Below are 26,395 nucleotides of genomic sequence, written 5' to 3'. Positions count from 1 at the left end.
TAAAAAGCGTTGCGTCAAGCGGAGTAGAGCGGATGAAAGCAATCATCGTCGGCGGCGGCATTGGTGGATTGACGACGGCATTGATGCTGCGGGCACGCGGCATCGATTGCGAACTCTACGAGCAGGCGGATACGATCCGTGAACTCGGCGTCGGCATCAACACACTGACGCACGCGATCCGCGAACTCACCGGCCTCGGCCTGCTCGACAAACTCGACGCCATCGCCATCCGCACCGATGAGCTGCACTATCTCAATCGCCATGGCCAGGAAGTCTGGCGCGAGAAGCGCGGCTATGGTGCCGGCTTCGATGTGCCGCAATTCTCCATCCATCGCGGTCGTCTGCAGACGGTCATCCATCGTGCGGTGGAAGAGCGGCTCGGCAAGGACGCGATCCATACCGGCTGCAAGCTTGGCTCGTTCACGCAGGACGAAGGCGGCGTCACCGCTTATTTTTTCGATCGCGACAACAACCATGTGAAGACCGCGCGCGGCGATATCCTGATCGGCGCCGACGGCATCCATTCTAAGGTGCGTAACACGCTGTTTCCGAATGAGGGCGGTCCGATCTGGAACGGCCTGATGCTGTGGCGCGGCGCGCGTGATTGGCCGACTTTCCTCACCGGCAATTCGATGATCGTGGCCGGCGGCCTGCATGCCAAGGTCGTGATCTATCCGATCGCGGAAGGCGAGTCGCCCGCGAGCCGCCTGACCAATTGGGCCGTGCTGGTGAAGACCGGCGAGGGTGGCTCGCTGCCGCCGCGCCGTGAAGACTGGTCGCGGATCGGCAAGCGCGACGAACTGATGCCGCATGTGGCGCGTTTCAAGGTGCCGCATATCGACGTGCCCGCATTGATCTCGGCGACGCCGGAATTCTGGGAATACCCCTGCTGCGACCGTGATCCCCTGCCGTTCTGGACGAGCGGCCGCGTCACGCTGCTCGGTGACGCCGCGCATCCGATGTATCCGGTCGGCTCCAACGGCGCCTCGCAGGCAATCCTCGATGCGCGCGCGCTGGCGGATGCCCTGGCCCATGCGGAGCATCCGCGCCAGGCGCTGATGGCCTATGAGCGCAAGCGCCTGCCGATGACGGCAGAGATCGTGCGTGCCAATCGGCGTGGTGGGCCTGAGGGTGTCATCGATGCGGTGGAGCAGATCGCGCCGGACGGCTTCGACCATATCGACAACGTGCTGAGCTACGCCCAGCGCGAGGCGATCGTGAAGGGCTATGCGCATAAAGCCGGCTTCGGTGCGCAGCCGGGATTGTCGGTGGTGAACGGGTAGCGTGTGGTCAGTTCCCTAGCTCGCGCAAGCTGATCGCTTGTGATGGCGAAACAGCCCGCGGCCATCCTTCGAGACGCGCGCAGAGCGCGCTCCTCAGGATGAGGGAGAGAGCCTGGTGCGATAGAAGACCCTCATGGTGAGGAGCCCGCGAAGCGGGCGTCTCGAACCATGCAGGCCGAGCTCTATCCTCATCCATTGGCGATCACCATGCCGCAAGCGGCAGCGTCGTAAGCCTCACGCCCCCGGAGGCGGCGGCAAAAAGTGGATGTTGTATTCCGTGGCCAGCGCCACCACGTCCTCGGGCTTCTGCTCCTTCATATTGTGGATTGCCCAGAACAGATCATACAGCCGGCGCGACGGTGACACCCAGAACAGCACTTTGGCGTTCTGGTCCGACTTGTTGAAAATCCCATGCGGAATGCCGCGCTCGAGGCGCACCAGATCGCCGGGGGTCGCCGAGGTCTCGTTGCCGCCGAGGAAGAAATCGAGCTTGCCTTCGAGGATGTAGAGATACTCGTCCTGGTCCGGATGGATATGCGGCGGCACGAATGTGCCGGGCGGGAACGTGGCGTGCCACGAGAACGAATCCTCGCTCAGATTCTTCGGCACATAGATCTGGCCGAGGATGTTCCAGGTGATGCCCTGCATGCCTTCATTGGCGCGGGTGATGCCGGCGGTCTCGGTTTTTGTCATGCTCTCTCCTTGTCAAATAGGTCGTCGTAGGATGGGTATCGCTTCGCTCAACCCATCCTACGAACCTTATCACACATGCAGGAACCGATCTTTCACGGTTGAATCGCTCTTCAACTGTTCGGACGTGCCGGTCCAGACGACACGACCCTTTTCGATCACCACATGACGATCCGCAAAAGCCGCAAGCGCATCGACATTCTTGTCGATCACCAGAATGGATTGCTTCTCCGCCTTCAGCTTTTTCAGGCAATTCCAGATCTCAAGCCGGATCAGTGGCGCAAGGCCTTCGGTCGCTTCGTCGAGGATGAGCAGTTTCGGATTGGTCATCAGCGCGCGGCCGACCGCGAGCATCTGCTGCTCGCCACCCGAGAGCTGTGTGCCGAGATTGCTGCGACGTTCCTTCAGGCGCGGAAACAGGTCGTAGATCTTGTCCAGCGTCCAGCGCGCCGGCGGATGGCGCACGGCGGCTGTCGCAACCAGGTTTTCTTCCACCGTCAGTGTCGGAAAGATCTGGCGCCCTTCCGGCACCAGGCCAATGCCCGCCTGCGCGATGCGATACGACGGCTGCCCGGCCATCGGCTTGTTGTCGAAAGTGATGCTGCCGCCGGTCGGATGCAGCAGGCCCATGATGGCATTGATGGTGGTCGTCTTGCCCATGCCGTTGCGGCCGAGCAGGGTCACGACCTCGCCGGCATTGATATGCAGCGAGATATCGAACAGCACTTTGGCCGCGCCATAGGCGGCCTGCAGGTTTGATACAGCGAGCATCAGGCGGCCTCCTCGCCGAGATAGGCGGCGCGTACTTCCGCATTGTCGCGGATATCCTGCGGCGCACCACACGCAATGATGCGGCCATAGACCAGCACCGAGACGCGATCGGCCAGCGCGAATACCGCATCCATGTCGTGCTCGATCAGGATGATGGGCAGCTCCTTGCGCAGCTCCTGCAGGATATTGATCAGGCGTTGCGATTCATCGTGGCTGGTGCCGGCCAACGGTTCGTCGAGCAGCAGCAGTTTTGGCTTGGCAGCCAGCGCGATCGCGATTTCGAGCTGGCGCTTTTCGCCGTGCGACATCTGTCCGGCGGGCACGCGGGCGCGTGCGCCGAGGCCGAAGCGCGTCAGCAGCCCCATCGCTGTGTCGTTGAGATCGCGTTCGCTGGCGGCATTGCCGAGAAAGCGGAAGCTCGATCCATCGCGGGCTTGCGCGGCAATGGCGACATTCTCCAGCGCCGAGAAACGCGGCAGGATCGAGGTGATCTGGAACGAGCGCACGAGGCCGCGCTGGGCCCGCGCCGCCATCGGCAGCGGCACCATGTCCTCGCCGTCGAAAATGATACGACCGCTATCGGGCTTCGCGTGGCCGGAGATCTGGTGGATCAGCGTCGTCTTGCCGGCACCATTGGGGCCGATGATGGCGTGCAGCTCGCCGGGCCTGACATCGAAGGTGACGTCATCGGTCACGCGCAGCGCGCCGTAATTCTTGGTGAGGTTCTGCAACTGCAGGAGTGCGCCACTCATGACTTGCCTCCGAACAGGCTCTGGATGCCGCCGCGGGCGAACAGCACCACGAGGATCAGGATCGGGCCGAAGATCATCGCCCAGTTCTCGGTGTAATGTGACAGCACGTCGGCCAGGATGGTGAAAGCCGCAGCCCCCAGGATCGCGCCATGCAGCGAGCCGAGGCCACCCAGCACCAGCACGAAGATCAACTCACCCGAGCGCTGCCAAGCGGTGTAAGCGGGGCTGACGAATTCGGTCTGGTTGGCGAGCAAGAAGCCGGACACGCCGGCAATAAGACCTGCGATCACATAGGCGGTGAGCTGATAGCGATAGGGCGCAAAGCCGATCGCCTCCATGCGCACCGGATTTTCGCGGATGCCGCGCAGCACCCGGCCGAAGCGCGAGCCGACCACGGCGCGCAGCAGGATATAAGCGCCGAGCAGCACGCCGAAGGTGACGTAATACATCGCGAGATCGTTCTTCATGAATTTCAGACCGAAGAACGTGCTGCGCGCTGCCAGTGTCAGGCCATCATCGCCGCCATAGGCCGCGAGCGAGGTGGTGAGGAAGAACAGCATCTGGCCAAAGGCCAGCGTGATCATGATGAAATAGACGCCCTTGGTGCGCAGCGAGATCGCGCCGGTGATCAGCGCGAAGATGACGGACGACGCGATCACCGCGGCGAGCTGCACGAAGCCGTCGGTGATACCGTGGCTGGCCAGGATCGCGACGCTATAGGCGCCGAGGCCGACGAAAGCGGCATGGCCGAACGAGATCATCGCGCCATAGCCGATCAGGAGATCCAGCGCCATGGCGCCAAGCGCCAGGATCATGATGCGGGTGACGATGGCGAGGATGTAGTTCTGCGAGCCGAACAGCAGAACCAGCGGCACCAGTGCAAAAGCTGCGAAGATGACCACGGGCAGGATCATCGCGCGCCGGTTGCGCGGCGATGGCGCGAGAGCCGGGGCGGCGTCGAGGTCGACAAGATTGTTCATGGGTCTGCTCCCGTTACTTCTTGGCCGGGAACAGGCCGGACGGCCGGAAGAACAGCACGGCGGCCATCAGGATATAGATCAGCATCGGCGCCACCGCGCGGCCGGTCTGGCTGGCGGCGGAGGGATCGAGCAGCGCGCGCAGCAGCACCGGCGCGAAGAAGCGCCCGAGCGTATCGACGAGGCCGATCAAGAGTGCGGAGATAAACGCTCCGCGGATCGAACCGATGCCGCCGATCACGATGACCACGAAAGCGAGGATCAGCACATTGTCGCCCATGCCGGGCTCCACCGACAGGATCGGCGCCACCATGGCGCCGGCAAAGCCGGCCAGCATGGCGCCGACGCCGAACACGATGGTGAACAGCAGGCGGATATTGACGCCGAGCGCCGACACCATCGCCGCATTGCTGGCACCGGCCCGCACCAGCATGCCGAGCTTGGTCTTGTTGACGACGAGATAGAGCGCGAGGCCGACAAGGAGGCCGACGGCAATGATGACGAGACGCCACACCGGATAGAGCAGCCCGTCGGTGATCTCGACAGCACCCGACAGCGCATCGGGGATCGGCACGTTCAAGGGGGCTGCACCCCAGACATATTTGACGGCCTGGTTGAGGAAGATGATGACGCCGAAGGTGGCCAGCACCTGGTCGAGATGGTCGCGGTCATAGAGATGCCGGAAGATCAATATCTCCAGCAGCAGGCCGAAGACGAGCGCGGCCGGCAGCGCCAGCGCCACGCCGGTGAAGAAGCTGCCGGTCATGGCGGTGAAGGCAGCGACCAGATAGGCGCCGACCATGTATTGCACACCATGGGCGAGATTGATGAAATCCATCACGCCGAACACCAGCGTCAGGCCGGCGGCGATCAGGAACAGGATCAGCCCGAATTGCAGGCCGTTGAGAACCTGGACGAGGGCGAGGGTGATGGTCATTTCGAGCGATACTTATTGTTCGAGGCAATTGCCAGAATGTGTCGTCCCCGCGCAGGCGGGGACCCATACACGCTGTCGATGTCATTGAAGCGCTGTCGTCGTTCAGCGTTTCAACCATCACATCGGAGGTTATGGGTCCCCGCATTCGCGGGGACGACATGTTGCGCTTACTGCGTTGCGCAATCCTTCGCATAGCGATCGGCGTAGTTCGAGAACACCTTCTCCACGATCTCGGTCTGGAACTTGCCGTCGGCGCGCTTGGCGACCTTGGTCAGGTAGAAGTCCTGGATCGGATAGTTGTTGTTGCTGAACTTGAAGCTGCCGCGCACCGAGGTGAAGTCGGCCTTCTTCAGTGCCGCGATCACCTTGCTCTTGTCGGACAGGTCGCCCTTCACCGCGGTGACGGCGCTGTTGATCAGCAGGCCCGCATCATAGGCCTGGAAGGCATAGGTCGCCGGCACGCTGTTATAGGCCTTCTCATATTCGGCCACGAACTTCTTGTTCGCCGCCGTATCGAGATTCGGCGCCCAGTTCGAACCGCCGAGCATGCCGATCGCGGCATCCTGCTGCGCGGGCAGCGTCGCTTCGTCCACGGTGAAGGTGGACAGGAACGGGATGCGGTCGAGCAGGCCGGCCTGCTTGTACTGCTTGACGAGATTCACGCCCATGCCGCCCGGCATGAAGGTGAGCACCGCGTCGGGCTTCATCGATGCGATCTTCGACAGCTCCGCCTGGAAGTCGAGCGTGCCGAGCGGGATGAAGCTCTCCTCGATGATCTCGCCCTTGAAGTCCATCTTCACGCCGGCGACAAAATCCTTGCCGGCCTGGTAGTTCGGCGTCATCAGATAGATCTTCTTGAAGCCGCGCTTCTGCGCCACATTGCCCAGGATCTGGTGGATCTGGTCGTTCTGATACGACGTCACATACAGATACGGGCTGCACTCCTTGCCGGCGAAGCTGGACGGGCCGGCATTCGGCGAGATCAGGAAGGTCTTGTTTTCGATCACCGGCTTCTGGATCGCGCCCAGAATGTTCGAGAAGATCGGGCCGACCACGAAATCGACCTTGTCGCGCTCGAGCAGGCCCTTCACCTTGGTGACCGCCACGTCTGGCTTGAGTTCGTCATCGACGACGATGACTTCGACATCCTTGCCGCCGAACTTGCCGCCGGCATCCTTGACGGCGAGGTTGAGGCCGTCGCGCACCTGCTGGCCGAGCACGGCGCCGGCGCCGGACAGCGACACGATTACGCCGATCTTGATCTTCTCCTGCGCGAGCGCCGGCATGGCCGTGGCGCTCATCAATGCGGCAAGCGCTGCCAGTTTGAGATGCTTCTTCATGGTTGTCCTCCTCCGATCGACCGCGACAGGCAGTCGAAAAAGCCATGGCCCAAAGCACTGGACCCAAAAAATTTGTGTTCTTTTGCCCGCAGCTTAAGCTGAGCGCGGCAGCTGCCGCAAGCAATGTTGCTCAGTCTTTGGGCGCAAGAACGCGATATGAGAGACTATGCAAGCGGCAGGCCAATTTAGTTGAAGCTTAAAGAATTATTTGAAATCAAGCATCGATGCTCCTGCGGCGTTTTGGCTTGCGGTTGTGTGAAAATTGCTTGAAGGTCAAAAGATCGCAGTTGCAGCATGACGTTGTGGATGGCTGGCGGTGTTTGCCGCCGCCGGGATGACCGGACTGGTAAGATTGCATCATGATTCTCGACTCCGAGACCAAGGCTGTCGAACTCCCCGAAGATCACGGCGATGAGCTGCGGCTGTGGCTGCGCCTCCTGACCTGCACCACTCTGATCGAGGGCGAGGTGCGCAGCCGTCTGCGCGAGCGTTTTGACGTCACGCTGCCGCGCTTCGATCTGATGGCGCAGCTCGACAAGGTGCCGGATGGCATGACCCTGTCGGATGTCTCCAAGCGCATGATGGTGTCCAACGGCAATGTGACCGGCCTGGTCGAGCGCCTGGTCGAATCCGGCCATGTGGATCGCCGCACCTCGGAGACCGATCGCCGCGTCCAGGTCATTCGCCTCACAAAGCTTGGCCGGGCCGAATTCCGCCGCATGGCGGAGGAGCACGAGACCTGGATTGCGGAGATCTTTACGGACCTCACGCCGAAGGATGTGCGCGAATTGATGCGCCTGCTGGCGAAGACAAAAGGCTCGGCGCAAAAGGCCGGGCAAAAGGCATCTAAACTTCCGTAGCAAGGCGCCATGACTGCGATCGATCTCGAGGCCGAATACAACAACCGCGCCCGCGTGCCCGAAAGCGGCGAGCTGATCGCCGGCTGGGCAAGGGATGCAAAGGCTTGGCGCGAGCAGGGCCATGCGCCCCGCGGCATCTCCTATGGCGCAGGTGCACGCAACACGATCGACTATTTCGCGGCGGCCAATGACGCCGGCCCCGTCGTCGTCTTCATCCATGGTGGCTATTGGCAGGCGCTGGATGCTTCCTTCTTCAGTCATCTGTCGCGCGGCCTGACCAGCCACGGCATCAGCGTCGCGATGCCGAATTATGATCTCTGCCCGCAGGTCTCTGTCGCCGATATCGTCGCGCAGATGCGCGCGGCGGTCCGCGAACTCGCAAAACTCGGCCGCCCGCTGGTGATTGCCGGCCATTCCGCCGGCGGCCATCTGGCCGCCTGCATGCTGGCCACCGACTGGCAGGTTATCGATCCCGCATTGCCGAAAAAGACGGTGATCGCTGCCTATGCCATTTCCGGCCTGTTCGATCTGCCGCCTCTGGTGCCGACCTCGATCAACAAGGCGCTGCAGATGGACGAGGCCAGCGCCCGTGCCGCCAGTCCGCTATTCGGGCCGGTGCCGGGCCATGGCAGCCTCGATGCCGTGGTCGGCGGCGAGGAGAGCAGCGAGTATTTTCGCCAGAGCCGCAGCATCGTGGATGCCTGGGGCCAGGCGATCCCGACGCGCTATGGCACCGTTCCGGGCGCCAATCATTTCACGGCGATTGCGCCGCTGGCCGATCCGGAGTCGGCGATGGTGCTGCGGCTGAAGGCGCTTTCAAACGCGTAGTGCGCTTGCTGAAGCTCCCCTCACCCGGATCGCAAGTGCGATCCGACCTCTCCCCGTTGGGGAGAGGTGACGAGAGAGCTCCGTTACCTTCGCCTGTCCCCACCGGGGAGAGGTCGCCGCGTCTTCGCGGCGGGTGAGGGGGGCTCTCCGTGACGCTCCGGCTACTCCTTGAGCCGACTGCCCAAACTATCCGCTTCAATCCCCAGCTCCCGCCAAAAATTTCAGCGTGCCCCCAATTTCCGCAGTTGCGCCGATATGTTTTAAGTCTAAAATGATTTCCAACGACGCCGCGATGCGTCCGGACGCAGGAGCATGTCATGGCCGCTGCCGATATTCAGACGGGGAAGCGCTACACCGCGCATGTTGACACCTTCGCGTGGGACAACATGCCGCCGGCCGATCAATTGCCGGAATTCACCTTCACGCGTCCCGAGTTTCACTATCCCGAACGCATCAATTGCGTGGTGCCGTTTCTCGATCGCTGGGTCGCGGAAGGCCGCGGCGATGCCATGTGCATGATCGGGCCGAACGAGAGCTACACCTATCGGCAGCTCTATGAGCTGGTGAACAAGATCAGCAATGTGCTGGTCGGCAAGCTCGGCCTCGTTCCCGGTGGCCGCGTGCTGCTGCGCTCCGCCAATAATCCGATGATGGTTGCCGCCTATCTCGCCATCATCAAGGCCGGCGGCGTCTGCGTCGCCACCATGCCGCTGCTGCGTGCGAAAGAGCTGATCTATCCGATCCAGAAGGCGAAGATCGCGATCGCGCTGTGCGACGGCAAACTCTCCGACGAACTGGACAAGGCCGCCGCCAGCGCGCCTGAGCTCAAGCGTGCGGTCTATTGGGGCACCGGCCGCGATGACTCGCTGGAAGCGCTGATCGCGGACGCCAGCCCTGAATTCAAGGCGGTTGATACCGCGTCCGACGACATCTGCCTGATCGCCTTCACCTCTGGCACCACCGGCGATCCCAAAGGCACCATGCATTTCCACCGCGACATGCTCGCTGTGTGTGATGGTTTTGCCCGCAATGTGCTGCGCGCCTCGCCCGATGATCGCTTTATCGGTTCGGCGCCGCTCGCCTTTACATTCGGTTTTGGCGGCGTGCTGTTTCCGTTGCATATCGGCGCGTCCTTTGTCGTGCCGGAAAAGTCCACGCCGGACGATCTCGCCAAGGAGATTGCCAAGCACAAGGTCACCGTCACGTTCACGGCGCCCACCGCCTATCGCGCGATCCTCAGCAAGATAGATGACTACGATCTGTCGAGCCTGCGCAAATGCGTCTCCGCCGGCGAAACGCTGCCGAAGGGCACCTTCGATGCCTGGCACAAGGCGACCGGCATCAAGCTGATGGATGGCATCGGCGGCACCGAAATGCTGCACATCTTCATCTGCGCCATCGAGGAAGAAATCCGCCCAGGCTCCACCGGCAAGCCGGTGCCGGGTTATGAAGCCAAGATCGTCGATGACAACGGCAATGATGTCTTGCCCGGCACCATGGGCCGTCTCGCCGTGCGCGGCCCCACGGGCTGCAAATACATGTCCGATGCGCGCCAGACCAAATATGTCCAGAATGGCTGGAACCTGACCGGCGACACCTTCGTCATGGATGAGGATGGCTACTTCTGGTACCAGTCGCGCTCCGACGACATGATCGTGTCGTCCGGCTACAATATTGCCGGTCCCGATGTCGAAGGCGCGTTGCTCACCCATGATGCGGTGGCGGAAGCCGGTGTCGTCGGTTGTCCCGATGCCGATCGCGGCATGATCGTGAAGGCCTATGTGGTGTTGGCACCGGGCCATACGGCGAGTGATGCGCTGGTGGCAGAGTTGCAGAACCACGTCAAACGTGAGATTGCGCCGTATAAATATCCGCGCGCGATCGAATTCGTGCAGCAGCTACCGAAGACCCAGACTGGCAAGCTGCAGCGCTTTGCGCTGCGCAAGCTCGCCGCAGATACGGCATCGGTTGCAGCCTGAACATGACATTTGAATTGAGGAGTATTGCCCGGTGACGTCACCAAAAGGGCCGACATTGACCGTTGTGCCAGGCGCAAAGACCGACAGCGCACCGTCCGGCGTGCGCACTCTGCAGCCGAGCGGCTGGCCGAAGCCGAAAGGCTACGCCAATGGCATGACCGCGGACGGCCGCATCGTCGTCACCGGCGGCGTGATCGGCTGGGATGTCGAGGAGAAGCTGCAGCCGGATTTCATCGGCCAGGTGCGTCAGGCCCTGCAGAACATCAAGGACATCCTCAGCGAAGGCGGCGCCAGGCCCGAGCATCTGGTGCGCCTGACCTGGTATGTGATCGATATCGAAGAATATATGGGCAGCCTGAAAGAACTCGGCCGCGCCTATCGCGATATTTTTGGCGCGCATTATCCGGCGATGGCATTGGTGCAGGTGGTGCGTCTCGTCGAACGCGCGGCACGGGTGGAGATCGAAGCGACGGCGGTGGTGCCGCGCTGATCAAGCGCTGATGTGCGTGGAAGCGACGCGCGGAGAGGAGTGCTCCCTCCCTCAAGCGGCGAAGCCGCGCAGCGGTGAGAGCCAGGGTGGGGCGCCCCACGTGACGTCGGAGTTTGTGGAGACACCCCACCCGTCACTCGCCCTACGAAGCTTTGCTTCGTCAGTCTCGTTCCACCCTCCCCACGGCGCCGCTGCGCGGCTTGGGGGAGGAAAAGATCGTCTCACTTCGCGGTCACAAACTCCGTCGGGCTCTTTCCTGTCACCTGCCGGAACGCATGCGAAAACGCCGGAAAGCTCGCATAGCCCAGCTCCGATGCGAGCTGCTTCATCGATATACTTTCATTCACCGACAGCCGCTCGATCGCCGCGGCCATACGCGCGCGCTGGCACCAGCTCTTGAAGCTCAATTGCGTTTCTGCCGAAAATAGCCGGGACAGCGTCCGCGTCGATGTCCCCACCATCTGCGCCAGTGTCTCGATCTCATAATGACGCGTGGGATCGGCGAGCACGATCTCTGCGGCGCGCCGGCAGCGCGGCTCCTGCGGCAGCGGCATGAAAGTGGTGGGATCGCTGGCTTGTTGTAGTTCAAGCAGTGCCAGCCGGATCAGAAGATCCATCCGCACGGGATCACTGCGGCCATCGAACAGCGCCAGGATCGCCTCATGCAGCAGCCACGAAACACGGACGACGAATTCCGAGGCCAGCTCCCGATTGGCATCACGCGCCAGTCGCTCCGGATTGAAATAGAGCGAGCGCATCTCGATATCGGCGAGCACGTCGATGGCATGGGGCAGGCGGGCCGGCACCCAGACCGCGCGATCCGGCGGCACCAGCCAGCGGCCTTTCGGCGTCGTCACCTGCATGGTGCCGGCAGCAGCATAAACCAGCTGGGCTTCGCGATGGGCATGGGTATCCAGGCGGGTGCCCTTGGGATAGCGGGTCGCCAGCATATGGACGCCGTCCGCCGTCGATCGGCGGCGGTCGGATAGAGCCAGGATTGGCGTGTCCACGATAGTCATTGGCGACATCCCGTTGCGCTCAATCCTTATAAACGCATCACAGGTCGCTTTGGAAATCGATTCATGAACTCGCCAGCCCGTGTCATCACCCTCGTCAATGTCGCCCATTTCATCGATCACTACGCGATGCTGATCTTTGCAGCGGCGGTGCTCGTGATGGGGCCGGCCATGGGCAAGACCTATACGGAGCTGCTTCCTTACGCGACGCCGGGCTTTGTCGCCTTCGGCGCGGGATCGCTGTTCACCGGCTGGCTCGGCGATCGCTGGAGCCGTCGCCACATGATGGTGATTTTCTTTTACGGCATCGGCCTGTCGATGATCTCGGTCGGCTTCGTGCAGACTCCGCTGCAGCTCGGCGCGGCGCTGTTCGCCGTTGGCCTGTTTGCCTCGATCTATCATCCGGTCGGCACTGCGATGATCGTGTCCTATGCCGACAAGCTTGGCAGTGCGATGGGCGTCAATGGCGTGTTCGGCAATTTTGGTGTGGCGTCGTCGGCGCTGATCACCGGCGTCGTCGGCCAATATCTCGGATGGCGTTGGGCTTTTATCATTCCCGGCCTCGTCACCATCGCCGCCGGCGTCGTGTTCATGCTGCAGGTCGCGCATGAAGATCGCTCTGGATTCAAGCAGGCCGCAGCCCAGGCGCGCGTGGCAAAGTCCGATATGTGGCGGGTCATTCTCGCGCTGCTGGTGACGGTGATTGCGATCTCCACCGTGTTCAATGCGATCACCGTGGCGCTGCCAAAACTGTTTGCCGAGCGGCTGACGGAGCTGACGCAGAGCCCGGCCACGCTTGGTATCATCGCAGCCTGCGTTTATGTGTTCGGTGCGCTGACGCAGTACAATATCGGATGGCTGATCGATCGCTATTCGCTGAAGGCCGTATGTCTGCCGCTCTCGCTGTTGCTGGCGCCTTTTTTGTATTTCGCAGCATCGATGTCGAATGTGTCGCTGATCCTGGTTGCCGTTGGCGTCATCATCGGCCTGTTCGGGCAGATCACCGTCAACGAGACGATCGTTGGCAAATACACTGCGGAGGAGTGGCGTTCGCGTGCCTATGCCGTTCGTTACTTTGTCGGCTTCACGGCTGCGGGCGCATCGGTTGGTCTGGTTGCGTGGCTGTATGAGGTTGGCGGATTCATGCTGATGTTGCATTCCTTTGCCGCGCTATCAGTGCTGGTCATTATCGCAGCCCTGATCCTGCCGCCGGAACTACCGGCAGAAACGCAAAGCTGATCTTCAGCGAATTCGCTTGGCGGACGCTGCACTGCGGTATAGATAAACCTAGCCGCCCCCTGTGTGCCGTTTTGGCCGGGGCCGAGTAGCTTATTGCTTTTCGCGCAGCCTTCGTAGCCAGTCGCTTTCCGTGGACCACCTTTGCGTGGACCACAGGGAATGAGTCGCGATTTGAGGTGTTGCATCGCTAAGCAAAGATTCCACATTTCGGAAACATTGCCGCGTTGTCAGGACCTGTTGTGCTGGACTCACTTGCCGATTTTGAAACGCTTGTCGATGAGATCTATGAAGCGAGCGTGATGGCCGATCGTTGGCCGCCGCTTCTTGATCGCCTTGCTGCCATTGCGGACGGCGAGGGCGCGCTGATCTTTGCCGCCGCGCCGGGCCAACCACGTTGGTTGTCGTCGGAGCGCATTCACGACCGCATCGATCGCTGGACCCGCAGCCCCTTCGCGCAGCGGAACCCGCGCAGCGAGCGGCTTGTTCCCAATACCGAAGCGCGCTTTCTCACCGATCTGGATCGCTTCACCGAAGCAGAGCTTGATGCCGAGCCGTTCTATCGCGACGTCCTGCGCTCTGTCGGCTTTGGCTGGTGTGTCGGCACGACGATTCGGTCGCCGGCGGGTGATACGCTCGTCGTCTCCATCGAGAAGGCCTATGCCAAGGGGCCGGTCGAGCGGGCAACCGCGGAGAAGCTGGATATCCTGCGTCCGCATATTGCCCGCGCGGCGGTGCTGTCCGGCCGTCTCGGCTTCGAACGCGCACGGACCGCGGTCAACACGCTTGAACTCATCGGCCTTCCGGCTGCGGCGGTGACGCCATCAGGCAAAGCTGTGGCCGCCAATCCGGGGTTCCTCGCTCTCAGCCCGGCCGTCCATGTCGGTGCGCAAGATCAGGTGCAGTTCACATCGACGGCTGCGCAGATCATGTTCAAGGAAGCGCTGACGGTTCCGGCGTCGCTGACCAAAGCGGGCCGCTCGATTCCTGTCGCAGGCAGCGATGCGAATGCGCCGTTCATCGCTCACGTCTTGCCGTTGCGCCTGTCGGGCCTCGATCTGTTTGCTGGCGCCGTGTCCATCGTGTTCCTGACACCGGTCACCGAGCAGCGCAGTCCCGGTCCGGAACTGCTGCAGGCCCTGTTCGACCTCACGCCGGCCGAAGCGCGCATCGCCAGTCTGGTGATCGACGGCAAGTCGGTGGACTCGATCTCGAAAATCCAGAGTGTCAGCCTGAACACCGTACGCACGCAGTTGAAGTCGGTGTTCATGAAGACGGGTGTCGATCGGCAGGTCGATCTCGTGCGCCTGCTCGGGCAGCGTCACGGCCAGCCGAATTCCTGATCCCGCGACGCAACAGAAAAAGGCCGGCGATGAAGCCGGCCTTGATCCTCAGTATCCCCACTCAAAAGGTCTGCGTCGTCAATATATGGTCCGCCGAAGCGGTAAATTGAAACCGTAAAGCTGCTAACGCAGCCATGAAACCAGTTTCCCAATACCGACGTAGGCTATCCTGCAGAACGTAGCGTCACCAATATGGGTGAAAATCGCCGAATTCCTTGACTGAGCGTCTCATTTGATAAAACCGGCGGAACTTTTGGGACGAGGCGTTTACAAAAACTGTCATTCGCCTCGCGGCTGGCGCCAGCCGATGACCTGGGCCTCCACGATGTGACCCGTTCTCGCATTGCGCCATTGTCCGTCAGCATGAACGCAGGCAAAGGGCAGCAGATAGGTGCCGCTTTTGTCTTCGCACAGGACCTGCACGGCCTCGGCAGGCTGCGGTGTGCCCTGAGTGTTGAATTCCGCCAGCCGTTGATCGCGTGTCACCATTGTAAGCTCCGGCCGAAGGAACGGCACGGGGGCGTAAGTCGTTCCCATCAGGTCAATTTGACAGTGGGTCATGAATGCCGTTGCTCTCATGGTCGAAAGATGACGAAAGGACACGATATGCGCCGCTGCACAGTCTTCGCCCTGACTTTTCTTGCTGTCGTCAGTGGCTCCGCAGCAAAAGCGCAGGATGTGCCCGGTATCGAAATCTGCACGGCCGAGAAAACCATGGAGCGGCGTACCGGCTGCCTGCAGAGCAATGTCAATTTCCTGCAGCAGAGCATCGGCAAATTGCGTCTCGAGCAGCAGGCGAAGCTCGATGCGGCCAATCGCCAGGTTGATGCGCTGAAGGCGACGGTGACGAGCCTGCAGAAGACGGTCGAGGATCTGCAGGCGACGCAGAAAGCTGCGTCACCTGCGAAAAGCACACCGGCAGCTGCACCCGCGAAGGATGCCGCACCGGCGGCCAAGGACGGCGCGAAATAGGCGCCGCCGCCTACGATTCCTTTTCGCCGGACATCAGCGGACCGAACAATTCCCAACTTTCGCCCTTGAAGCGCATCATCTGCAATTGATCGAGTGGGCTGAAGTCGGTCGGGCTGGTCTTGATCTTGGTGCCCGGCAGATAGATTCCGATCTCCATGTTGAGATTGGCGGCCTGCCGCATGATGTTCTCGCGGGTGAGATCGTCGCCGCATTGCTTGAGCACCTGCACGATGCCTTGCGAGACGCCGTAGCCGAATACAGTGGCGCCGTCGTCCTTGTCGCCTTCGGGATAATACTTGTCCATGAAGGCGCTCCATTCCTTCATGCCCGCATCATCCTTCCAGGTCGGATCCTTCGGGTCCTTCATATAGGCCGCGCTCAGCACATCCTGCGCATTCACATAACCGGCAGGCTTCATGACGCTGCCCACCGATGCCGAGACATTGGTGACGATGTGGACGGGCTTCCATCCCATCTCGCCGACTTTCTTGATCGCCTGTGCGGCAAATTTTGGTGTGGCGATATTGATGAAGATATCGGGGTTGGCGGCCTTGATCTGCACGATCTGCGAATCCACCGTCGGCGACGCCGTCTCGTAAGGCACTTCGGAGACGATGTAGTCCTTCAGCTTGTCGCCGAAGCCTTCATGCAGGCCGACAATATAGTCCTTGCCAAAATCATCATTGGCATAGAGCACGCCGACCTTTTTGCCGGGATGGTTCTTCATGATGTATTGCGCATAGATGCGGGCTTCGGCCTGGTAGCTGGGCTGCCATCCCATGGTCCACGGAAAGTTCTTGGGATCGGCCCATTTCGCGGCGCCTGTCGAGACGAATAGCTGGGGTACCTTCTTGGTGTTCATGTATTTCTGGATCGCCGTGTTCCCGGGCGTACCCAGCGGGTTCATGATGAACAGTACCTCGTCGTTCTCGACAAGTTTGCGCGCTTGCTCGACCGTCTTCGGCGGCGAATAGCCGTCATCGTAGCTGATGAAAATGATCTTGCGGCCGTTGATGCCGCCTTTCTCGTTGATCATCTTGAAATAGGCCGCCTCGGTCTTGCCGATGGTGGCGTAGGACGAGGCCGGGCCGCTATAGGGCATGATATTGCCGATCTTGATCTCGGTATCACTGGCGCCGGTGTCGTATTTCTTTTGTGCGTGGGCGGTGGTGGTCAGAGCCAAGAATCCGAAAGAGGCGAAGCAGGCGAGCGTCATTGCTCGCAGGACTTTCAAGTCATGCATGATGAATTGTCCTCCCTTTGGTTCGATCAACCGCATCGCCTGTCTGCGCAGGCTTATCTGATGCGGCTCGAATGAGGGGAGTATGCACCAAGCCTGTTGGTTGGAAAGCGAGATGCTGAGGCAATCGTCGCGGCGGCGCACAAGCGCCGCGGTATCGCGCTGCACAGGCGCTCACCGGCCCTTGAAGTCGGCCGGGCGCTTTTCGAGGAACGACGCCATGCCTTCGCGAAAATCGTCGGTGCGAAACAGTGGCAGCAATTGCAGGAAGACGTGATGGACGTGCTCGCCGAAATTCTCGGAAAGGCCGGCGCGCATCATGCGCTTGGCTGCTTGTACGGCGAGCGGCGCATTGGCCGCGATCTCGGCAGCGACAGCGCGACCGCGCGCCTGCAATTCGGCATCGGCCACGACTTCGTTGGTCAGGCCCATTTCGAGGCTCTCGCGTGCCGATAGCGTACGGCCGGTGAAGATGAGTTCGGCCGCCTTGGCCCAGCCAATCATGCGCGGCAGAAACCATGTGCCGCCGGATTCCGGCACCACGCCGCGCTTGACGAACGCGGCCGCGAATTTAGCGCTCTCGCCCATGATGCGGATGTCGCAGTTGAGCGCGATGTCCATACCATAGCCGGCAGCTGCACCATTGAGCAGGCAGATGGTTGGCTTCTCCATGTTGAACATGACGATGGGCTGTGCGGATTTCATATCGAGCGTGGTGCGTGAACTGTTGGCGTCGTTCGCCGAACCGATGCCTTTCCCCTGGGTGGCACTGACCATGTCGAGCCCGGCGCAGAACATGCGGCCGGCTGCGGTCAAAACCACGACACGCACGTCCGGATCGGCATCGGCTTTCAGGAAGAGAGCGCTGAGCTGCGCCAGCATCTCGCGTGAAATCGTGTTCATCCGCTCGGGGCGATTGAGCGTGATCGTCGCGATATTGTCGGCGACGGAATAAAGCACTTCATCGGATGTCGTTGGATCGGACATGGCTTCCTCTTGGCGTTTCTTTTTGCGTTCTATTTTGTGATCGCAGCTAAGGCGGAATGGCGCTGGCGTGCAAGTGGCCATGCATTTGCGCGCCTTGGCAGGGGGAGGGTGGTTTGATCTACTTCCCTCGTTCACGCACCGGCAGTGATCGGTAATCCAAGAATTAGCCAAAGAAAATCCGAGGGAGAGCTTGTCCATGTCCAGCCCCAACATCCGTGTTCTCGCCACTGATCTCGCATTCCCCGAAGGCCCGGTGGTGATGCCGGATGGCTCGGTCGTGCTGGTCGAAATCCGTGCGCAGCAATTGACGCGGGTCTATCCCGATGGCCGCAAGGAAGTCGTCGCCAAGATTCCGGGCGGTCCCAATGGTGCGGCGCTCGGCCCGGACGGCAAGATGTACATCACGAATAATGGCGGCTTCAGCTGGGTGCCGTCGCGTGGCACCTTGATGCCACACGCACCGGAGCCGCATGAGTATATCGGTGGCGCGATCCAGCGCGTCGATCTTGCATCGGGCAAGGTCGAGACGCTGTTCACCAAATGTGGCGAGCATAATCTCAAGGGCCCCAACGATCTCGTCTTCGACAAGCAGGGCGGCCTGTGGTTCAGCGAGCTCGGCAAGCGCCGGGCCCGCGACATGGATGTCGGCGGCGCCTATTACATCAAGCCCGGCATGAGCGAGATCACCGAGCAGGTGATCGGCGTGCTGCCCGCCAATGGCATCGGCCTCTCGCCGGACGAGAAGACCATGTATATCGCCGAGACGCCGACCGGCCGCTTGTGGGCCTATAATGTCGGCGCGCCCGGCGAGGTGATGGCGGGCGATACGATCTATCGCGGCGAGCGCGGCCGGCCGATCTGTGGTCTCGGCGGCTATCAGATGTTCGACTCGCTGGCGGTGGAATCCTCCGGCAATGTCTGCGTCGCCACGCTTGTGAGCGGCTGCATTTCGGTGATTGCGCCGGACGGCAAATTGGTCGAACAAGTGGAGACAGGCGATCGCGTGACGACGAATATCGCGTTCGGCGGACCGGAGCTGAAGACGGCCTATATCACGCTGTCGGGCAAAGGAGAGCTGATTGCGGTGGACTGGCCACGTGGTGGTCTGCCGCTGAATTTTCTCAATAAGTAAGGATCATCGATGCCGTGGCTTGAACCTGTCACCCTGAACGGACCTCACGCCCGGCTCGAACCTCTCGCCAAAGCCCATAGCGACGGCCTGATTGCGGCCGCGCAGGACGGCGACCTGTCAAAAATCTGGTACACCGCGATCCCGTCGCCCGAAAAGATGGATGCCGAAATCGATCGGCGTCTGTCGCTGCAGGCCTCGGGCGCGATGCTGCCTTGGACGGTGAAGGATGCGACTGGCAAGATCGCCGGCATGACGACCTACATGAATGTCGATGCCGCCAATCGCCGGGTCGAGATCGGTTCGACCTGGTATGGCAAGTGGGTCCAGCGCACAGCACTCAACACGCAGTGCAAGCTGCTACTGCTGCAGCACGCCTTCGAGAAGCTGGATTGTATTGCGGTGGAATTCCGCACGCATTTCTTCAACCACCAGTCCCGCCGCGCCATCGAGCGTCTCGGCGCCAAGCAGGACGGCATCATGCGCAATCACCAGATCGCGCCGAACGGCACGCTGCGTGACACCGTGGTCTACAGCATCCTGCCCGGCGAATGGCCGACGGTGAAGGCGCATCTGACATATCAGCTGGACGAGAAGCCAAGGTAACGGCCATCTCATCCACTCCGTCCTCATCCTGCGGAGCGCGCTTTGCGCGCGTCTCGAAGGATGGCTTCGGAGCTGCACATCTCATGGTTCGAGACGGCGTCAAGCGGCGCCTCCTCACCATGAGGCAGAGTGTTAGGCGCGCGCTTTCAGATAAACCCGGTCGATCAATTTCCGGCAATAGTCCGGCGTCGGTGGCTCCTGGCTGATCAGGATGCGATAGACGATGGGCGCGACGACATGATCGATGACTTCATCGATGTCGAACGGCGTCTCACCGCGCGCCTTGGCCCGTTCGGTAAGGGTCGTGAGATGGTCATTGGTGAAACTGCAGCAGACGCAGGACGCACCCTCGGCGACGTCCAGTGTCCCGTCCCGCAGCAATGCCCGGCCGACCGGAGATGACATCTCCTCGGCATATTGCTCGATAAAGGCCCGCAGGTCGGTCTCCACCGCGCCGGTGTCGTCGGGCTCCCCGATCGGCCGTAGCCGGGCCACGGCGACATCGGCCAGCAGCGATTGCAGGTCGCCCCAGCGGCGATAGATGGTGGAGGGCGTGACGCCGGCTTCGGCTGCAATCTGCGGCACAGTGATCTGGTTTCGGGTGGAAAGCCCGCCCAATTTACGGACAGCCTCATGCACCGCGTTCTGGATCCGCGCGCTGCGTCCGCCTGTTCTTGTCCGTTCTTTCGTCGTCATGACCGTCCTTGGCGCATGAGCCATGCGGAAATGTGAGAGGTTCTTAACGCAAAGTATTTGCTTTAAGCCTGTCGGCGCCCTAGGTTCACTAATGCAATTAGTTAGCCTTTAGGAGGCCGCGATGCAAGGAAGCCCCGGTGAGACCTGCATGTCCGAAGCGCCAAGCGATCTGCCCATGAAGCGCGCGCCGCTCTGGGCCATGGCGGCCTTCAGCTTCGTCTCGGCAGCCACGGTGGTTGGCAGCAGCAGTGCGGCCACGCCGTTGTATCGGCTCTATCAGGAAAGCATGCATCTCACGCCGCTGATGATCACGCTGGTCTTCGCGGTCTATGCGATCAGCCTGCTGGCGGCACTGCTGACGGTCGGAGGCCTGTCGGATTATATCGGCCGTCGGCCCCTGATCCTGGCGGGGTTGCTGATCAATGCCGTGGCCATGATGTTGTTTTCCTATGCCACCGATGTCGGCGACTTGCTTCTCGCGCGCGCAGTGCAGGGGCTCTGCGTCGGCGCATCGACGACGACGCTCGGCGCCGCCATCCTCGATAGCGACCGCAAGCGCGGTCCGCTGCTCAACAGCGTCAGTGCGTTTGTCGGCCTGATGGTTGGCGCGCTCGGTGCCGGGCTGCTCGTGACATTCGCGCCCGATCCGTTCCATCTCGTGTATGAAGTGTTGTTCGCGATCACGGTGCTGCTGATCGTATTGCTTTGGTTCATGCCCGAAACAGTGTCGCGCAAGTCTGGCGCGCTTGCGTCATTGAAGCCGAACCTTCGCGTGCCTCCGCAATCGCGCGCGGCTTTGCTGCTAGTAGCGCCAGCGACGATTGCGAGCTGGGCGCTTGGCGGATTCTATCTGTCGCTCATGCCGACCATCGTCGCCGTCACCATGGGTGTCAGTGCGCCATGGGTCGGCGGTGTCGTGGTGGCGGTGTTGATGCTGTCGGGTGCGTTGTCCGTCGGCGCGTTGCGCCATCTGCCAGCACGTCGATTGCTGCTGATCGGGACATTTACTCTGTCCATCGGCGTCGCGGTCACGCTGCTTGGCATCCAGCAACACAGCACCGTCGCGCTGTTCCTTGGAACAGCGATTGCCGGCATCGGTTTTGGATCGTCCTTTGCGGGTGTTCTCAGCACATTGCTGCCCACCGCCGAAGCGCATCAGCGCGCCGGCCTGCTGGCCACCTTTTACGTGATCTCGTATCTGGCCTTCAGCCTGCCGGCACTGGCGGCCGGCGTCTCGGTGCCATTTGTCGGGTTGGCTGTCGTCGCCTATGTCTATGGCGCGGTGGTGATCGTGCTCGCCGTCATCTCCCTGATCGCCTCGCTGCGCAAAGCGGCGTGAGGTCAGATCGCGTCTGGATGGTACAGCGTATCCACCGTCACCGTTCCGACGGCGCGTGACACGCAAGGACAGATCTTTGCGTTGCCGCTCTTCTGGTGATCGCTGAAGAACACGTCGCGATGATCGATCTCGCCGTCCACGGCAAGCACGTCGATGGCGCAGACGCCACATTCGCCGCGTTCGCAGTCCGACATCACCTCGAAACCGGCGTCGTTGAGCGCCGACAGCATCGAACGTCCCTGCGGCACCACGATCTCTGCGCCGCTATCTTTCAGGCGGACGCGGAATTCGCTGGTGGGCAACAGGCCGCTGGAGCCGAAGGTCTCATAGCGCAGATCGGCCGGTTCGCGGCCAGCTGCGTTCCAGGCGCTGCGGGCCGCTTCGAGCATGCGTATGGGGCCGCAGAGAATGACGATGGCATCGGCGGGGAGCGCGGCAAAGGTGGACGAAAAATCCAGTCGTGTGCCTTCATCGCTGGCGTGGACGGTGAGGCGATCACCGAGCAAAGCTGCGAGCTCGTCGAGATAGGCGGCATTCCCGCGTGCTTTCACGGCGTAATGCAGATGCAGATCGATCGCCTTGCAGTGGAGCGCTGAGGCAATGCCGGTGATTGGCGTGATGCCGATGCCGCCTGCGATCAGGCAATAGGTCTTGCGAGTCCAGTCGATGTCGTACAGCGATGACGGCGAGGAGATGTCCAGCCGGGCGCCGGCCTGCAAGGCCCACATGGCTTGCGAGCCGCCGCGGCTATCGGGCGCCAATCGCACGGCGATGCGCAGCATCTCGCTGTTGCGCTCGCCCACCAGCGAATAGGACCGGGTCTGCGGCTGGCCATCGATGAGAAGGCTGACATTGATGTGGCTGCCGAGCGGATAGGACGGCAGCGCGATGTCTGGCTTCAATGTGATCTCGCGAATGTCAGGGGCGACATTGCGCGTAGCCTCGACGCGGCATCCCATCCAGTGTTCTGCAAAACGCATGAAAACTCTCCGTCAGTCCGTCGGTGCCGATGTGAGCAGCGCCAGCGCCGGCAGCAGATCGAGATGGCTGCGATTACGTAGCGCGAGGCGCAGATTGCGTACCGCAAGCCGCGCATGTTCGCGCATGATCGCCTCGGCGCGCGCGCCTTCGCGATTCTCGATGGCATCGACGACGATGCGGTGATGCTCCTGCCCGATGAGCAGAATGTTGTGCGCCTCTGGCAGCGCCGACTGCGCCATCACGAAAGCGCTGGGGGAGGCGAAGGGCATGGCGGCGACGCGGTCGATCTGCCGGATCACCGGCGCGCTGCCGGAGAGATCGGTCAGCAGTGCATGGAAACGCGCATTCAGGGTCACATAGGCGGAGAAAGCCTCGACCGAAATTGGATCCTGCCGCACCAGCTGATCGAGATCCGCGAGGCACTCTTTCAGCGGCTCAAGATTGCGCGCGCTGGCGCCGCGCTCGGCGGCGAAGCGGGCGGCAAGACCCTCCAGCGTGCCGCGCAGCTCGATGGAATCGAGAATGTCGCGCTCGGAGAAAGCCTTCACCATGAAGCCGCCGGACGGGATCGCCTGTAGCAGGCCTTCGTCCTCCAGCCGCACCAGAGCCAGCCGCACAGGTGTGCGCGACACGCCGGTGATCTCGACGGCCTGCAATTCGCTGATGCGTTCGCCGGAGCGCAGTTGCGCGGACAGGATCATGTCGCGGAGCGCGAGCTGCGCGCGCACGGTCTGCGAGACAGAGCGGTCGGATTCGCTCATCGGGTCACTCCGCGGCTTGCAAGCGCGGCGGGCCCTCGCGCTCGACCATGCGGTCGATGACGCGGCGGGCCCACATGGCGCCGGCATCGATATTGAGATTGTAGAACACGCGATCCGGGTTCTCGGTCATCGCTTTCTGCTGCGCTTCGAGGATCAGCTCGTCCTCGTGAAAAATGCCGGCAACGCCCTCGCGGATAGCAGTGGTGATCTTCTGTTCGGTGAGGCGGTAGTTGCGCACGAACGCCCAGAAATAGTGGCAGGTGGTGTCGGTCTCGGGCGTCATGGTGTTGAGCACGAAGCCGTTGACGCCCTGCGAGCGATCGCCTTCTGGCGCGCCGGTGCCGGCGGGGGCCACGCCGACATCGATATTGACGGTGCAGGGCGCCTCGAAGCGGATGATCTGCCAGCGATCGACGGGGCCGGGTTTCTGCAACTGCGCGGCCCAGAACGGCGGCGCTTCGATGCCCTTCATCCAGCGTGTCACGGTGACGGTCTTGTCGCCATGGGTGACGTCGAACGGCGCCTCGGCGACGTCGTCCTGACCGATGCTGGAGCCGTGCACGAAGGTCTCGTGGGTGAGGTCCATCAGATTATCGACGACGAGCCGGTAGTCGCATTTGACTTGAATGGTCTTGCCGTCGCCGGCCCATGCGGGATCGTCATTCCAGTGCATGTCCGGCACGAGAGCGGGGTCGGCGAGGGCGGGATCGCCCATCCACAGCCAGATGAAACGGTGCCGCTCGACAACGGGATAGGAGCGCACGCAGGCGGAGGGATTGATGGTTTCCTGCGAGGGCATGAAGGTGCAGCGGCCCTGCGCGTTGTATTTCAGCCCATGATAGCCGCAGACAACGGTGTCGCCTTCGAGGCGGCCCTTGGAGAGCGGCACCAGCCGATGCCAGCAGGCATCTTCGAGCGCGCTGACGCCGCCATCGGCGCGGCGATACATGACCACATGCTTGCCGCAGATCGTGCGCGGATACAGCGCGCGCTTGATATCCACGTCCCAGGCCGCGGCGTACCAGGCATTCATCGGAAATGAAGCAGGCATCGGTTTCCTCCTTGGCGCCTTCTGGCGTTCCGGCTGTATACAGATCAGCGGGTTGGAGGCAGCCTATAACCCATTTTATGCTGTTGGAAAGCGATAATGTATACCGGTACATGCGATCTTAAATAAAATAGGTACTAAAAAACCGCCCCTCAGGGCGGTTTTTGTGTCGATCTGTATACGGCTGCGATCAGACTTCCCGGCGGTTCAGGAACGCCAGTCGCTCGAACAGGTGTACGTCCTGCTCGTTCTTGAGCAGCGCGCCATGCAGCGGCGGGATCAGTTTGCGCGGATCGCGCTCGCGCAACTGCTCCGGGGACATGTCCTCATTGACCAGCAGCTTCAGCCAGTCGAGCAGTTCCGAGGTTGAGGGCTTCTTCTTCAGGCCGGGCACGTCGCGCACCTCGAAGAAAATGCGCATGGCCTCGGCGACCAGGCGCTGCTTGATGCCAGGGAAATGCACCTCGACGATCTGGTTCATCGTCTCCATTTCCGGGAACTTGATGTAGTGGAAGAAGCAGCGGCGCAGAAAGGCGTCGGGCAGCTCCTTTTCGTTGTTCGAGGTGATGATTACCACGGGGCGCTTGGCGGCCTTGATGGTCTCGCCGGTCTCGTAGACATGGAATTCCATGCGGTCGAGTTCGAGCAGCAGATCGTTGGGGAATTCGATATCGGCCTTGTCGATTTCGTCGATCAGCAGCACCGGGCGCTCGGCATGGGTGAAGGCTTCCCACAATTTGCCGCGCTTGATGTAGTTGGCGATATCCGACACGCGAGGATCGCCGAGCTGGCTGTCGCGCAGGCGCGACACGGCGTCGTATTCATACAGGCCCTGCTGCGCTTTCGTCGTCGACTTGATGTGCCAGGTCAGCAGCGGCGAGCCGAGTGCCTTCGCGACTTCCTCGGCCAGCACGGTCTTGCCGGTGCCGGGCTCGCCTTTCACCAGCAGCGGGCGCTCCAGCACGATGGCCGCATTGACGGCGACCTTGAGGTCATCGGTGGCGACGTAGTCCTTGGTACCGGTAAACTTCATGAACAGTCTTGCCTTGTTGCTCTTGTCGCGCAGCTGCGCGTTGAAATAGGGAAGGTCGCGATGTGTGGGAGCGTCTAGCGCCGGATCAACGAGAGGATTACCAGCACGATGACGGCACCAACGGTGGCATCGAGGATGGAGCCCAGCGTGCCACTGGCCAGCGTGACATTCAGTTTCGGCAGCAACCAGCCGGCGACCAGCGCGCCGATGATGCCGATCACGATATTGCCCAGCAGGCCGAAGCCGGCGCCGCGCACGATCAATCCGGCGAGCCAGCCGGCAATGGCGCCGATCAGCAGCGCTGCTAGAATACCCATCCGATCAATCCTCTGATGCGCCACGACATGCGCGCTTTGGATGGAAGTTTAATTGAATTATCGGGCAGGTCCAGTCGGGCGGCCGGCATGTACGATGCGCACATATGCCATGACGCGGAAGAAGCCGGTTGGAGGTGGCGCTAGCCGTGCTGTTCGAAGCCAGCGCTGAAGTAATCCTGCTCCAGTGCCGTATGCGTCACGACGCAGTCGCGCCCGCGCCGTTTGGCCTCGTAGAGTGCAAGGTCGGCTTCACCCAGCAGGACATTCTCGTTCGGTGAACGCGCGGTGCGATGGGCGACGCCGATGCTGACCGAGAGATAGCCGCGCGCCGTGGCGACATTCGGGATTTCCAGCGCACGGATGCGGAGCCGCACCGCCTCGGCCACTGTCATGGCGCTGGCTTCATCGACATCCGGCAGGATGATGGCGAATTCCTCGCCGCCGTAGCGCGCGGCGAGAGCGGGCGTATTGATGGTGGCATCCGCCAGCACAGAGGCAACGCGCTTCAGGCAATCGTCGCCGACCTGGTGCCCCATGGTGTCATTGTAGCCCTTGAAGTGATCGATATCGATCAACAAGACCGAGAGCTTGCTGTCCTCCGCAAAAGCGCGGCTGAGGAAATTGTCGAGGGTTCGGCGGTTGGCGAGGCCGGTGAGGCCGTCGATGGTGGCGAGTTCGGCAAGCCTTGCATTAAGCGCCGTCAGCTCGTCCTGCATCGTCTTGCGCTGGGTGACATCGCGCAGCACGCCGACGATCTCGATATTCTCATCGGCGTCTTCGGCGC

The 26,395-nt window shown here is 61.7% G+C and carries 28 protein-coding genes; 11 read left to right on the top strand and 17 right to left on the bottom strand.

Going from position 1 to position 26,395, the window contains the following annotated elements; translation table 11 throughout:
- Positions 1-32: 32 nt before the first annotated feature.
- Positions 33-1,283, top strand: a complete 1,251-nt coding sequence (locus ACIQ2A_RS18800; protein ID WP_398482048.1) for a flavin-dependent oxidoreductase — start codon at positions 33-35, stop codon at positions 1,281-1,283.
- Between the two features lie 234 nt (positions 1,284-1,517).
- On the opposite strand, the gene ACIQ2A_RS18795 is transcribed toward ACIQ2A_RS18800, so the two are convergent.
- From ACIQ2A_RS18795 to ACIQ2A_RS18770, 6 genes are all read right to left on the bottom strand, one after another.
- Positions 1,518-1,976 (bottom strand): cupin domain-containing protein, encoded by a 459-nt coding sequence (locus tag ACIQ2A_RS18795; RefSeq protein ID WP_398482046.1) that lies wholly within the window; start codon positions 1,974-1,976, stop codon positions 1,518-1,520.
- Positions 1,977-2,045: 69 nt separating this feature from the next.
- Positions 2,046-2,744 (bottom strand): ABC transporter ATP-binding protein, encoded by a 699-nt coding sequence (locus tag ACIQ2A_RS18790; protein ID WP_398482044.1) that lies wholly within the window; start codon positions 2,742-2,744, stop codon positions 2,046-2,048.
- Positions 2,744-3,496, bottom strand: coding sequence for an ABC transporter ATP-binding protein (locus ACIQ2A_RS18785; protein ID WP_398482042.1), 753 nt, complete (start codon positions 3,494-3,496; stop codon positions 2,744-2,746). Before ACIQ2A_RS18785 ends, ACIQ2A_RS18790 begins: the two co-directional genes overlap by 1 nt.
- The gene (locus ACIQ2A_RS18780; protein WP_398482040.1) at positions 3,493-4,476 is read right to left on the bottom strand and encodes a branched-chain amino acid ABC transporter permease; all 984 of its coding nucleotides are present in this window, start codon (positions 4,474-4,476) and stop codon (positions 3,493-3,495) included. The genes ACIQ2A_RS18785 and ACIQ2A_RS18780 overlap by 4 nt, the downstream gene beginning before the upstream one ends.
- Positions 4,477-4,489: 13 nt before the next feature.
- Positions 4,490-5,410, bottom strand: coding sequence for a branched-chain amino acid ABC transporter permease (locus tag ACIQ2A_RS18775; protein WP_398482038.1), 921 nt, complete (start codon positions 5,408-5,410; stop codon positions 4,490-4,492).
- Between the two features lie 167 nt (positions 5,411-5,577).
- Positions 5,578-6,750 carry an ABC transporter substrate-binding protein gene (locus ACIQ2A_RS18770; protein WP_398482036.1) on the bottom strand — a complete coding sequence of 391 codons (1,173 nt, stop codon included), beginning with the start codon at positions 6,748-6,750 and terminating at the stop codon, positions 5,578-5,580.
- Between the two features lie 359 nt (positions 6,751-7,109).
- Between ACIQ2A_RS18770 and ACIQ2A_RS18765 the strand changes: the two genes are divergently transcribed.
- From ACIQ2A_RS18765 to ACIQ2A_RS18750, 4 genes are all read left to right on the top strand, one after another.
- Positions 7,110-7,610, top strand: coding sequence for a MarR family winged helix-turn-helix transcriptional regulator (locus ACIQ2A_RS18765; RefSeq protein ID WP_398482034.1), 501 nt, complete (start codon positions 7,110-7,112; stop codon positions 7,608-7,610).
- Positions 7,611-7,619: 9 nt separating this feature from the next.
- The gene (locus ACIQ2A_RS18760; RefSeq protein ID WP_398482032.1) at positions 7,620-8,438 is read left to right on the top strand and encodes an alpha/beta hydrolase; all 819 of its coding nucleotides are present in this window, start codon (positions 7,620-7,622) and stop codon (positions 8,436-8,438) included.
- A gap of 317 nt (positions 8,439-8,755) precedes the next feature.
- Positions 8,756-10,417, top strand: a complete 1,662-nt coding sequence (locus ACIQ2A_RS18755; protein ID WP_398482030.1) for a benzoate-CoA ligase family protein — start codon at positions 8,756-8,758, stop codon at positions 10,415-10,417.
- A 31-nt stretch (positions 10,418-10,448) separates the two neighbouring features.
- Complete coding sequence (locus tag ACIQ2A_RS18750; RefSeq protein WP_398482028.1) at positions 10,449-10,907, top strand: RidA family protein; 459 nt, start codon at positions 10,449-10,451, stop codon at positions 10,905-10,907.
- A 221-nt stretch (positions 10,908-11,128) separates the two neighbouring features.
- Here ACIQ2A_RS18750 and ACIQ2A_RS18745 read toward each other — a convergent pair whose 3' ends face one another.
- The gene (locus ACIQ2A_RS18745; RefSeq protein ID WP_398482026.1) at positions 11,129-11,926 is read right to left on the bottom strand and encodes an AraC family transcriptional regulator; all 798 of its coding nucleotides are present in this window, start codon (positions 11,924-11,926) and stop codon (positions 11,129-11,131) included.
- A 63-nt stretch (positions 11,927-11,989) separates the two neighbouring features.
- On the opposite strand from ACIQ2A_RS18745, the gene ACIQ2A_RS18740 reads away from it, so the two are divergent.
- Both ACIQ2A_RS18740 and ACIQ2A_RS18735 read left to right on the top strand, forming a co-directional pair.
- Positions 11,990-13,162, top strand: a complete 1,173-nt coding sequence (locus ACIQ2A_RS18740; protein ID WP_398482024.1) for an MFS transporter — start codon at positions 11,990-11,992, stop codon at positions 13,160-13,162.
- Between the two features lie 239 nt (positions 13,163-13,401).
- Positions 13,402-14,502: a helix-turn-helix transcriptional regulator gene (locus ACIQ2A_RS18735; RefSeq protein WP_398482022.1), complete on the top strand. Its 1,101-nt coding sequence runs from the start codon at positions 13,402-13,404 to the stop codon at positions 14,500-14,502.
- Between the two features lie 279 nt (positions 14,503-14,781).
- On the opposite strand, the gene ACIQ2A_RS18730 is transcribed toward ACIQ2A_RS18735, so the two are convergent.
- On the bottom strand, positions 14,782-14,991 hold the full coding sequence (locus ACIQ2A_RS18730; protein ID WP_398482020.1) for a hypothetical protein: 210 nt from the start codon (positions 14,989-14,991) through the stop codon (positions 14,782-14,784).
- Positions 14,992-15,108: 117 nt separating this feature from the next.
- On the opposite strand from ACIQ2A_RS18730, the gene ACIQ2A_RS18725 reads away from it, so the two are divergent.
- The gene (locus ACIQ2A_RS18725; protein ID WP_398482018.1) at positions 15,109-15,474 is read left to right on the top strand and encodes a hypothetical protein; all 366 of its coding nucleotides are present in this window, start codon (positions 15,109-15,111) and stop codon (positions 15,472-15,474) included.
- A gap of 10 nt (positions 15,475-15,484) precedes the next feature.
- On the opposite strand, the gene ACIQ2A_RS18720 is transcribed toward ACIQ2A_RS18725, so the two are convergent.
- Together ACIQ2A_RS18720 and ACIQ2A_RS18715 are read right to left on the bottom strand one after the other, a co-directional pair.
- Positions 15,485-16,690: an ABC transporter substrate-binding protein gene (locus ACIQ2A_RS18720; RefSeq protein ID WP_398482050.1), complete on the bottom strand. Its 1,206-nt coding sequence runs from the start codon at positions 16,688-16,690 to the stop codon at positions 15,485-15,487.
- A gap of 198 nt (positions 16,691-16,888) precedes the next feature.
- Positions 16,889-17,701: an enoyl-CoA hydratase/isomerase family protein gene (locus ACIQ2A_RS18715; RefSeq protein WP_398482016.1), complete on the bottom strand. Its 813-nt coding sequence runs from the start codon at positions 17,699-17,701 to the stop codon at positions 16,889-16,891.
- A gap of 196 nt (positions 17,702-17,897) precedes the next feature.
- Between ACIQ2A_RS18715 and ACIQ2A_RS18710 the strand changes: the two genes are divergently transcribed.
- Positions 17,898-18,833 (top strand): SMP-30/gluconolactonase/LRE family protein, encoded by a 936-nt coding sequence (locus ACIQ2A_RS18710; RefSeq protein ID WP_398482013.1) that lies wholly within the window; start codon positions 17,898-17,900, stop codon positions 18,831-18,833.
- 9 nt (positions 18,834-18,842) lie between these two features.
- Positions 18,843-19,436, top strand: a complete 594-nt coding sequence (locus ACIQ2A_RS18705) for a GNAT family N-acetyltransferase (protein WP_398482011.1) — start codon at positions 18,843-18,845, stop codon at positions 19,434-19,436.
- Positions 19,437-19,568: 132 nt separating this feature from the next.
- Here ACIQ2A_RS18705 and ACIQ2A_RS18700 read toward each other — a convergent pair whose 3' ends face one another.
- On the bottom strand, positions 19,569-20,132 hold the full coding sequence (locus ACIQ2A_RS18700) for a TetR/AcrR family transcriptional regulator (protein WP_398482009.1): 564 nt from the start codon (positions 20,130-20,132) through the stop codon (positions 19,569-19,571).
- Between the two features lie 148 nt (positions 20,133-20,280).
- Here ACIQ2A_RS18700 and ACIQ2A_RS18695 point away from each other — a divergent pair, with 148 nt between their 5' ends.
- Positions 20,281-21,471, top strand: a complete 1,191-nt coding sequence (locus ACIQ2A_RS18695) for an MFS transporter (RefSeq protein WP_398482007.1) — start codon at positions 20,281-20,283, stop codon at positions 21,469-21,471.
- A 2-nt stretch (positions 21,472-21,473) separates the two neighbouring features.
- On the opposite strand, the gene ACIQ2A_RS18690 is transcribed toward ACIQ2A_RS18695, so the two are convergent.
- The 6 genes from ACIQ2A_RS18690 to ACIQ2A_RS18665 form a co-directional block, all read right to left on the bottom strand.
- Complete coding sequence (locus ACIQ2A_RS18690) at positions 21,474-22,451, bottom strand: PDR/VanB family oxidoreductase (RefSeq protein WP_398482005.1); 978 nt, start codon at positions 22,449-22,451, stop codon at positions 21,474-21,476.
- A gap of 12 nt (positions 22,452-22,463) precedes the next feature.
- The gene (locus ACIQ2A_RS18685) at positions 22,464-23,213 is read right to left on the bottom strand and encodes a GntR family transcriptional regulator (RefSeq protein ID WP_398482002.1); all 750 of its coding nucleotides are present in this window, start codon (positions 23,211-23,213) and stop codon (positions 22,464-22,466) included.
- A 4-nt stretch (positions 23,214-23,217) separates the two neighbouring features.
- Positions 23,218-24,264 (bottom strand): Rieske 2Fe-2S domain-containing protein, encoded by a 1,047-nt coding sequence (locus tag ACIQ2A_RS18680; protein ID WP_398482000.1) that lies wholly within the window; start codon positions 24,262-24,264, stop codon positions 23,218-23,220.
- Between the two features lie 187 nt (positions 24,265-24,451).
- Positions 24,452-25,294 carry an AAA family ATPase gene (locus ACIQ2A_RS18675; protein WP_398481998.1) on the bottom strand — a complete coding sequence of 281 codons (843 nt, stop codon included), beginning with the start codon at positions 25,292-25,294 and terminating at the stop codon, positions 24,452-24,454.
- A 74-nt stretch (positions 25,295-25,368) separates the two neighbouring features.
- A complete protein-coding gene (locus ACIQ2A_RS18670) occupies positions 25,369-25,611 on the bottom strand; it encodes a GlsB/YeaQ/YmgE family stress response membrane protein (RefSeq protein ID WP_398481996.1) in 243 nt (80 codons plus the stop codon).
- Positions 25,612-25,751: 140 nt separating this feature from the next.
- Positions 25,752-26,395: GGDEF domain-containing protein (locus ACIQ2A_RS18665; protein WP_398481994.1), on the bottom strand; the 644-nt coding region annotated here is incomplete at its 5' end.

Origin of the sequence: Tardiphaga sp. (assembly GCF_044336785.1) — a bacterium.
Classification (GTDB): Bacteria; Pseudomonadota; Alphaproteobacteria; order Rhizobiales; family Xanthobacteraceae; genus Tardiphaga.
The sequence above is the reverse complement of the archived record's forward strand: the minus strand, read 5'-3'. Positions and strand labels throughout refer to the sequence as shown.

Excerpts from the sequence above, each read along its gene's own strand:
- ACIQ2A_RS18800 (WP_398482048.1), top strand. The coding sequence starts at position 33 with ATGAAAGCAATCATCGTCGGCGGCGGCATTGGTGGATTGACGACGGCA.
- ACIQ2A_RS18795 (WP_398482046.1), bottom strand. The coding sequence starts at position 1,976 with ATGACAAAAACCGAGACCGCCGGCATCACCCGCGCCAATGAAGGCATG.
- ACIQ2A_RS18790 (WP_398482044.1), bottom strand. The coding sequence starts at position 2,744 with ATGCTCGCTGTATCAAACCTGCAGGCCGCCTATGGCGCGGCCAAAGTG.
- ACIQ2A_RS18785 (WP_398482042.1), bottom strand. The coding sequence starts at position 3,496 with ATGAGTGGCGCACTCCTGCAGTTGCAGAACCTCACCAAGAATTACGGC.
- ACIQ2A_RS18780 (WP_398482040.1), bottom strand. The coding sequence starts at position 4,476 with ATGAACAATCTTGTCGACCTCGACGCCGCCCCGGCTCTCGCGCCATCG.
- ACIQ2A_RS18775 (WP_398482038.1), bottom strand. The coding sequence starts at position 5,410 with ATGACCATCACCCTCGCCCTCGTCCAGGTTCTCAACGGCCTGCAATTC.
- ACIQ2A_RS18770 (WP_398482036.1), bottom strand. The coding sequence starts at position 6,750 with ATGAAGAAGCATCTCAAACTGGCAGCGCTTGCCGCATTGATGAGCGCC.
- ACIQ2A_RS18765 (WP_398482034.1), top strand. The coding sequence starts at position 7,110 with ATGATTCTCGACTCCGAGACCAAGGCTGTCGAACTCCCCGAAGATCAC.
- ACIQ2A_RS18760 (WP_398482032.1), top strand. The coding sequence starts at position 7,620 with ATGACTGCGATCGATCTCGAGGCCGAATACAACAACCGCGCCCGCGTG.
- ACIQ2A_RS18755 (WP_398482030.1), top strand. The coding sequence starts at position 8,756 with ATGGCCGCTGCCGATATTCAGACGGGGAAGCGCTACACCGCGCATGTT.
- ACIQ2A_RS18745 (WP_398482026.1), bottom strand. The coding sequence starts at position 11,926 with ATGACTATCGTGGACACGCCAATCCTGGCTCTATCCGACCGCCGCCGA.
- ACIQ2A_RS18740 (WP_398482024.1), top strand. The coding sequence starts at position 11,990 with ATGAACTCGCCAGCCCGTGTCATCACCCTCGTCAATGTCGCCCATTTC.
- ACIQ2A_RS18730 (WP_398482020.1), bottom strand. The coding sequence starts at position 14,991 with ATGGTGACACGCGATCAACGGCTGGCGGAATTCAACACTCAGGGCACA.
- ACIQ2A_RS18725 (WP_398482018.1), top strand. The coding sequence starts at position 15,109 with ATGCGCCGCTGCACAGTCTTCGCCCTGACTTTTCTTGCTGTCGTCAGT.
- ACIQ2A_RS18720 (WP_398482050.1), bottom strand. The coding sequence starts at position 16,690 with ATGACGCTCGCCTGCTTCGCCTCTTTCGGATTCTTGGCTCTGACCACC.
- ACIQ2A_RS18715 (WP_398482016.1), bottom strand. The coding sequence starts at position 17,701 with ATGTCCGATCCAACGACATCCGATGAAGTGCTTTATTCCGTCGCCGAC.
- ACIQ2A_RS18710 (WP_398482013.1), top strand. The coding sequence starts at position 17,898 with ATGTCCAGCCCCAACATCCGTGTTCTCGCCACTGATCTCGCATTCCCC.
- ACIQ2A_RS18705 (WP_398482011.1), top strand. The coding sequence starts at position 18,843 with ATGCCGTGGCTTGAACCTGTCACCCTGAACGGACCTCACGCCCGGCTC.
- ACIQ2A_RS18700 (WP_398482009.1), bottom strand. The coding sequence starts at position 20,132 with ATGACGACGAAAGAACGGACAAGAACAGGCGGACGCAGCGCGCGGATC.
- ACIQ2A_RS18695 (WP_398482007.1), top strand. The coding sequence starts at position 20,281 with ATGTCCGAAGCGCCAAGCGATCTGCCCATGAAGCGCGCGCCGCTCTGG.
- ACIQ2A_RS18690 (WP_398482005.1), bottom strand. The coding sequence starts at position 22,451 with ATGCGTTTTGCAGAACACTGGATGGGATGCCGCGTCGAGGCTACGCGC.
- ACIQ2A_RS18685 (WP_398482002.1), bottom strand. The coding sequence starts at position 23,213 with ATGAGCGAATCCGACCGCTCTGTCTCGCAGACCGTGCGCGCGCAGCTC.
- ACIQ2A_RS18680 (WP_398482000.1), bottom strand. The coding sequence starts at position 24,264 with ATGCCTGCTTCATTTCCGATGAATGCCTGGTACGCCGCGGCCTGGGAC.
- ACIQ2A_RS18675 (WP_398481998.1), bottom strand. The coding sequence starts at position 25,294 with ATGAAGTTTACCGGTACCAAGGACTACGTCGCCACCGATGACCTCAAG.
- ACIQ2A_RS18670 (WP_398481996.1), bottom strand. The coding sequence starts at position 25,611 with ATGGGTATTCTAGCAGCGCTGCTGATCGGCGCCATTGCCGGCTGGCTC.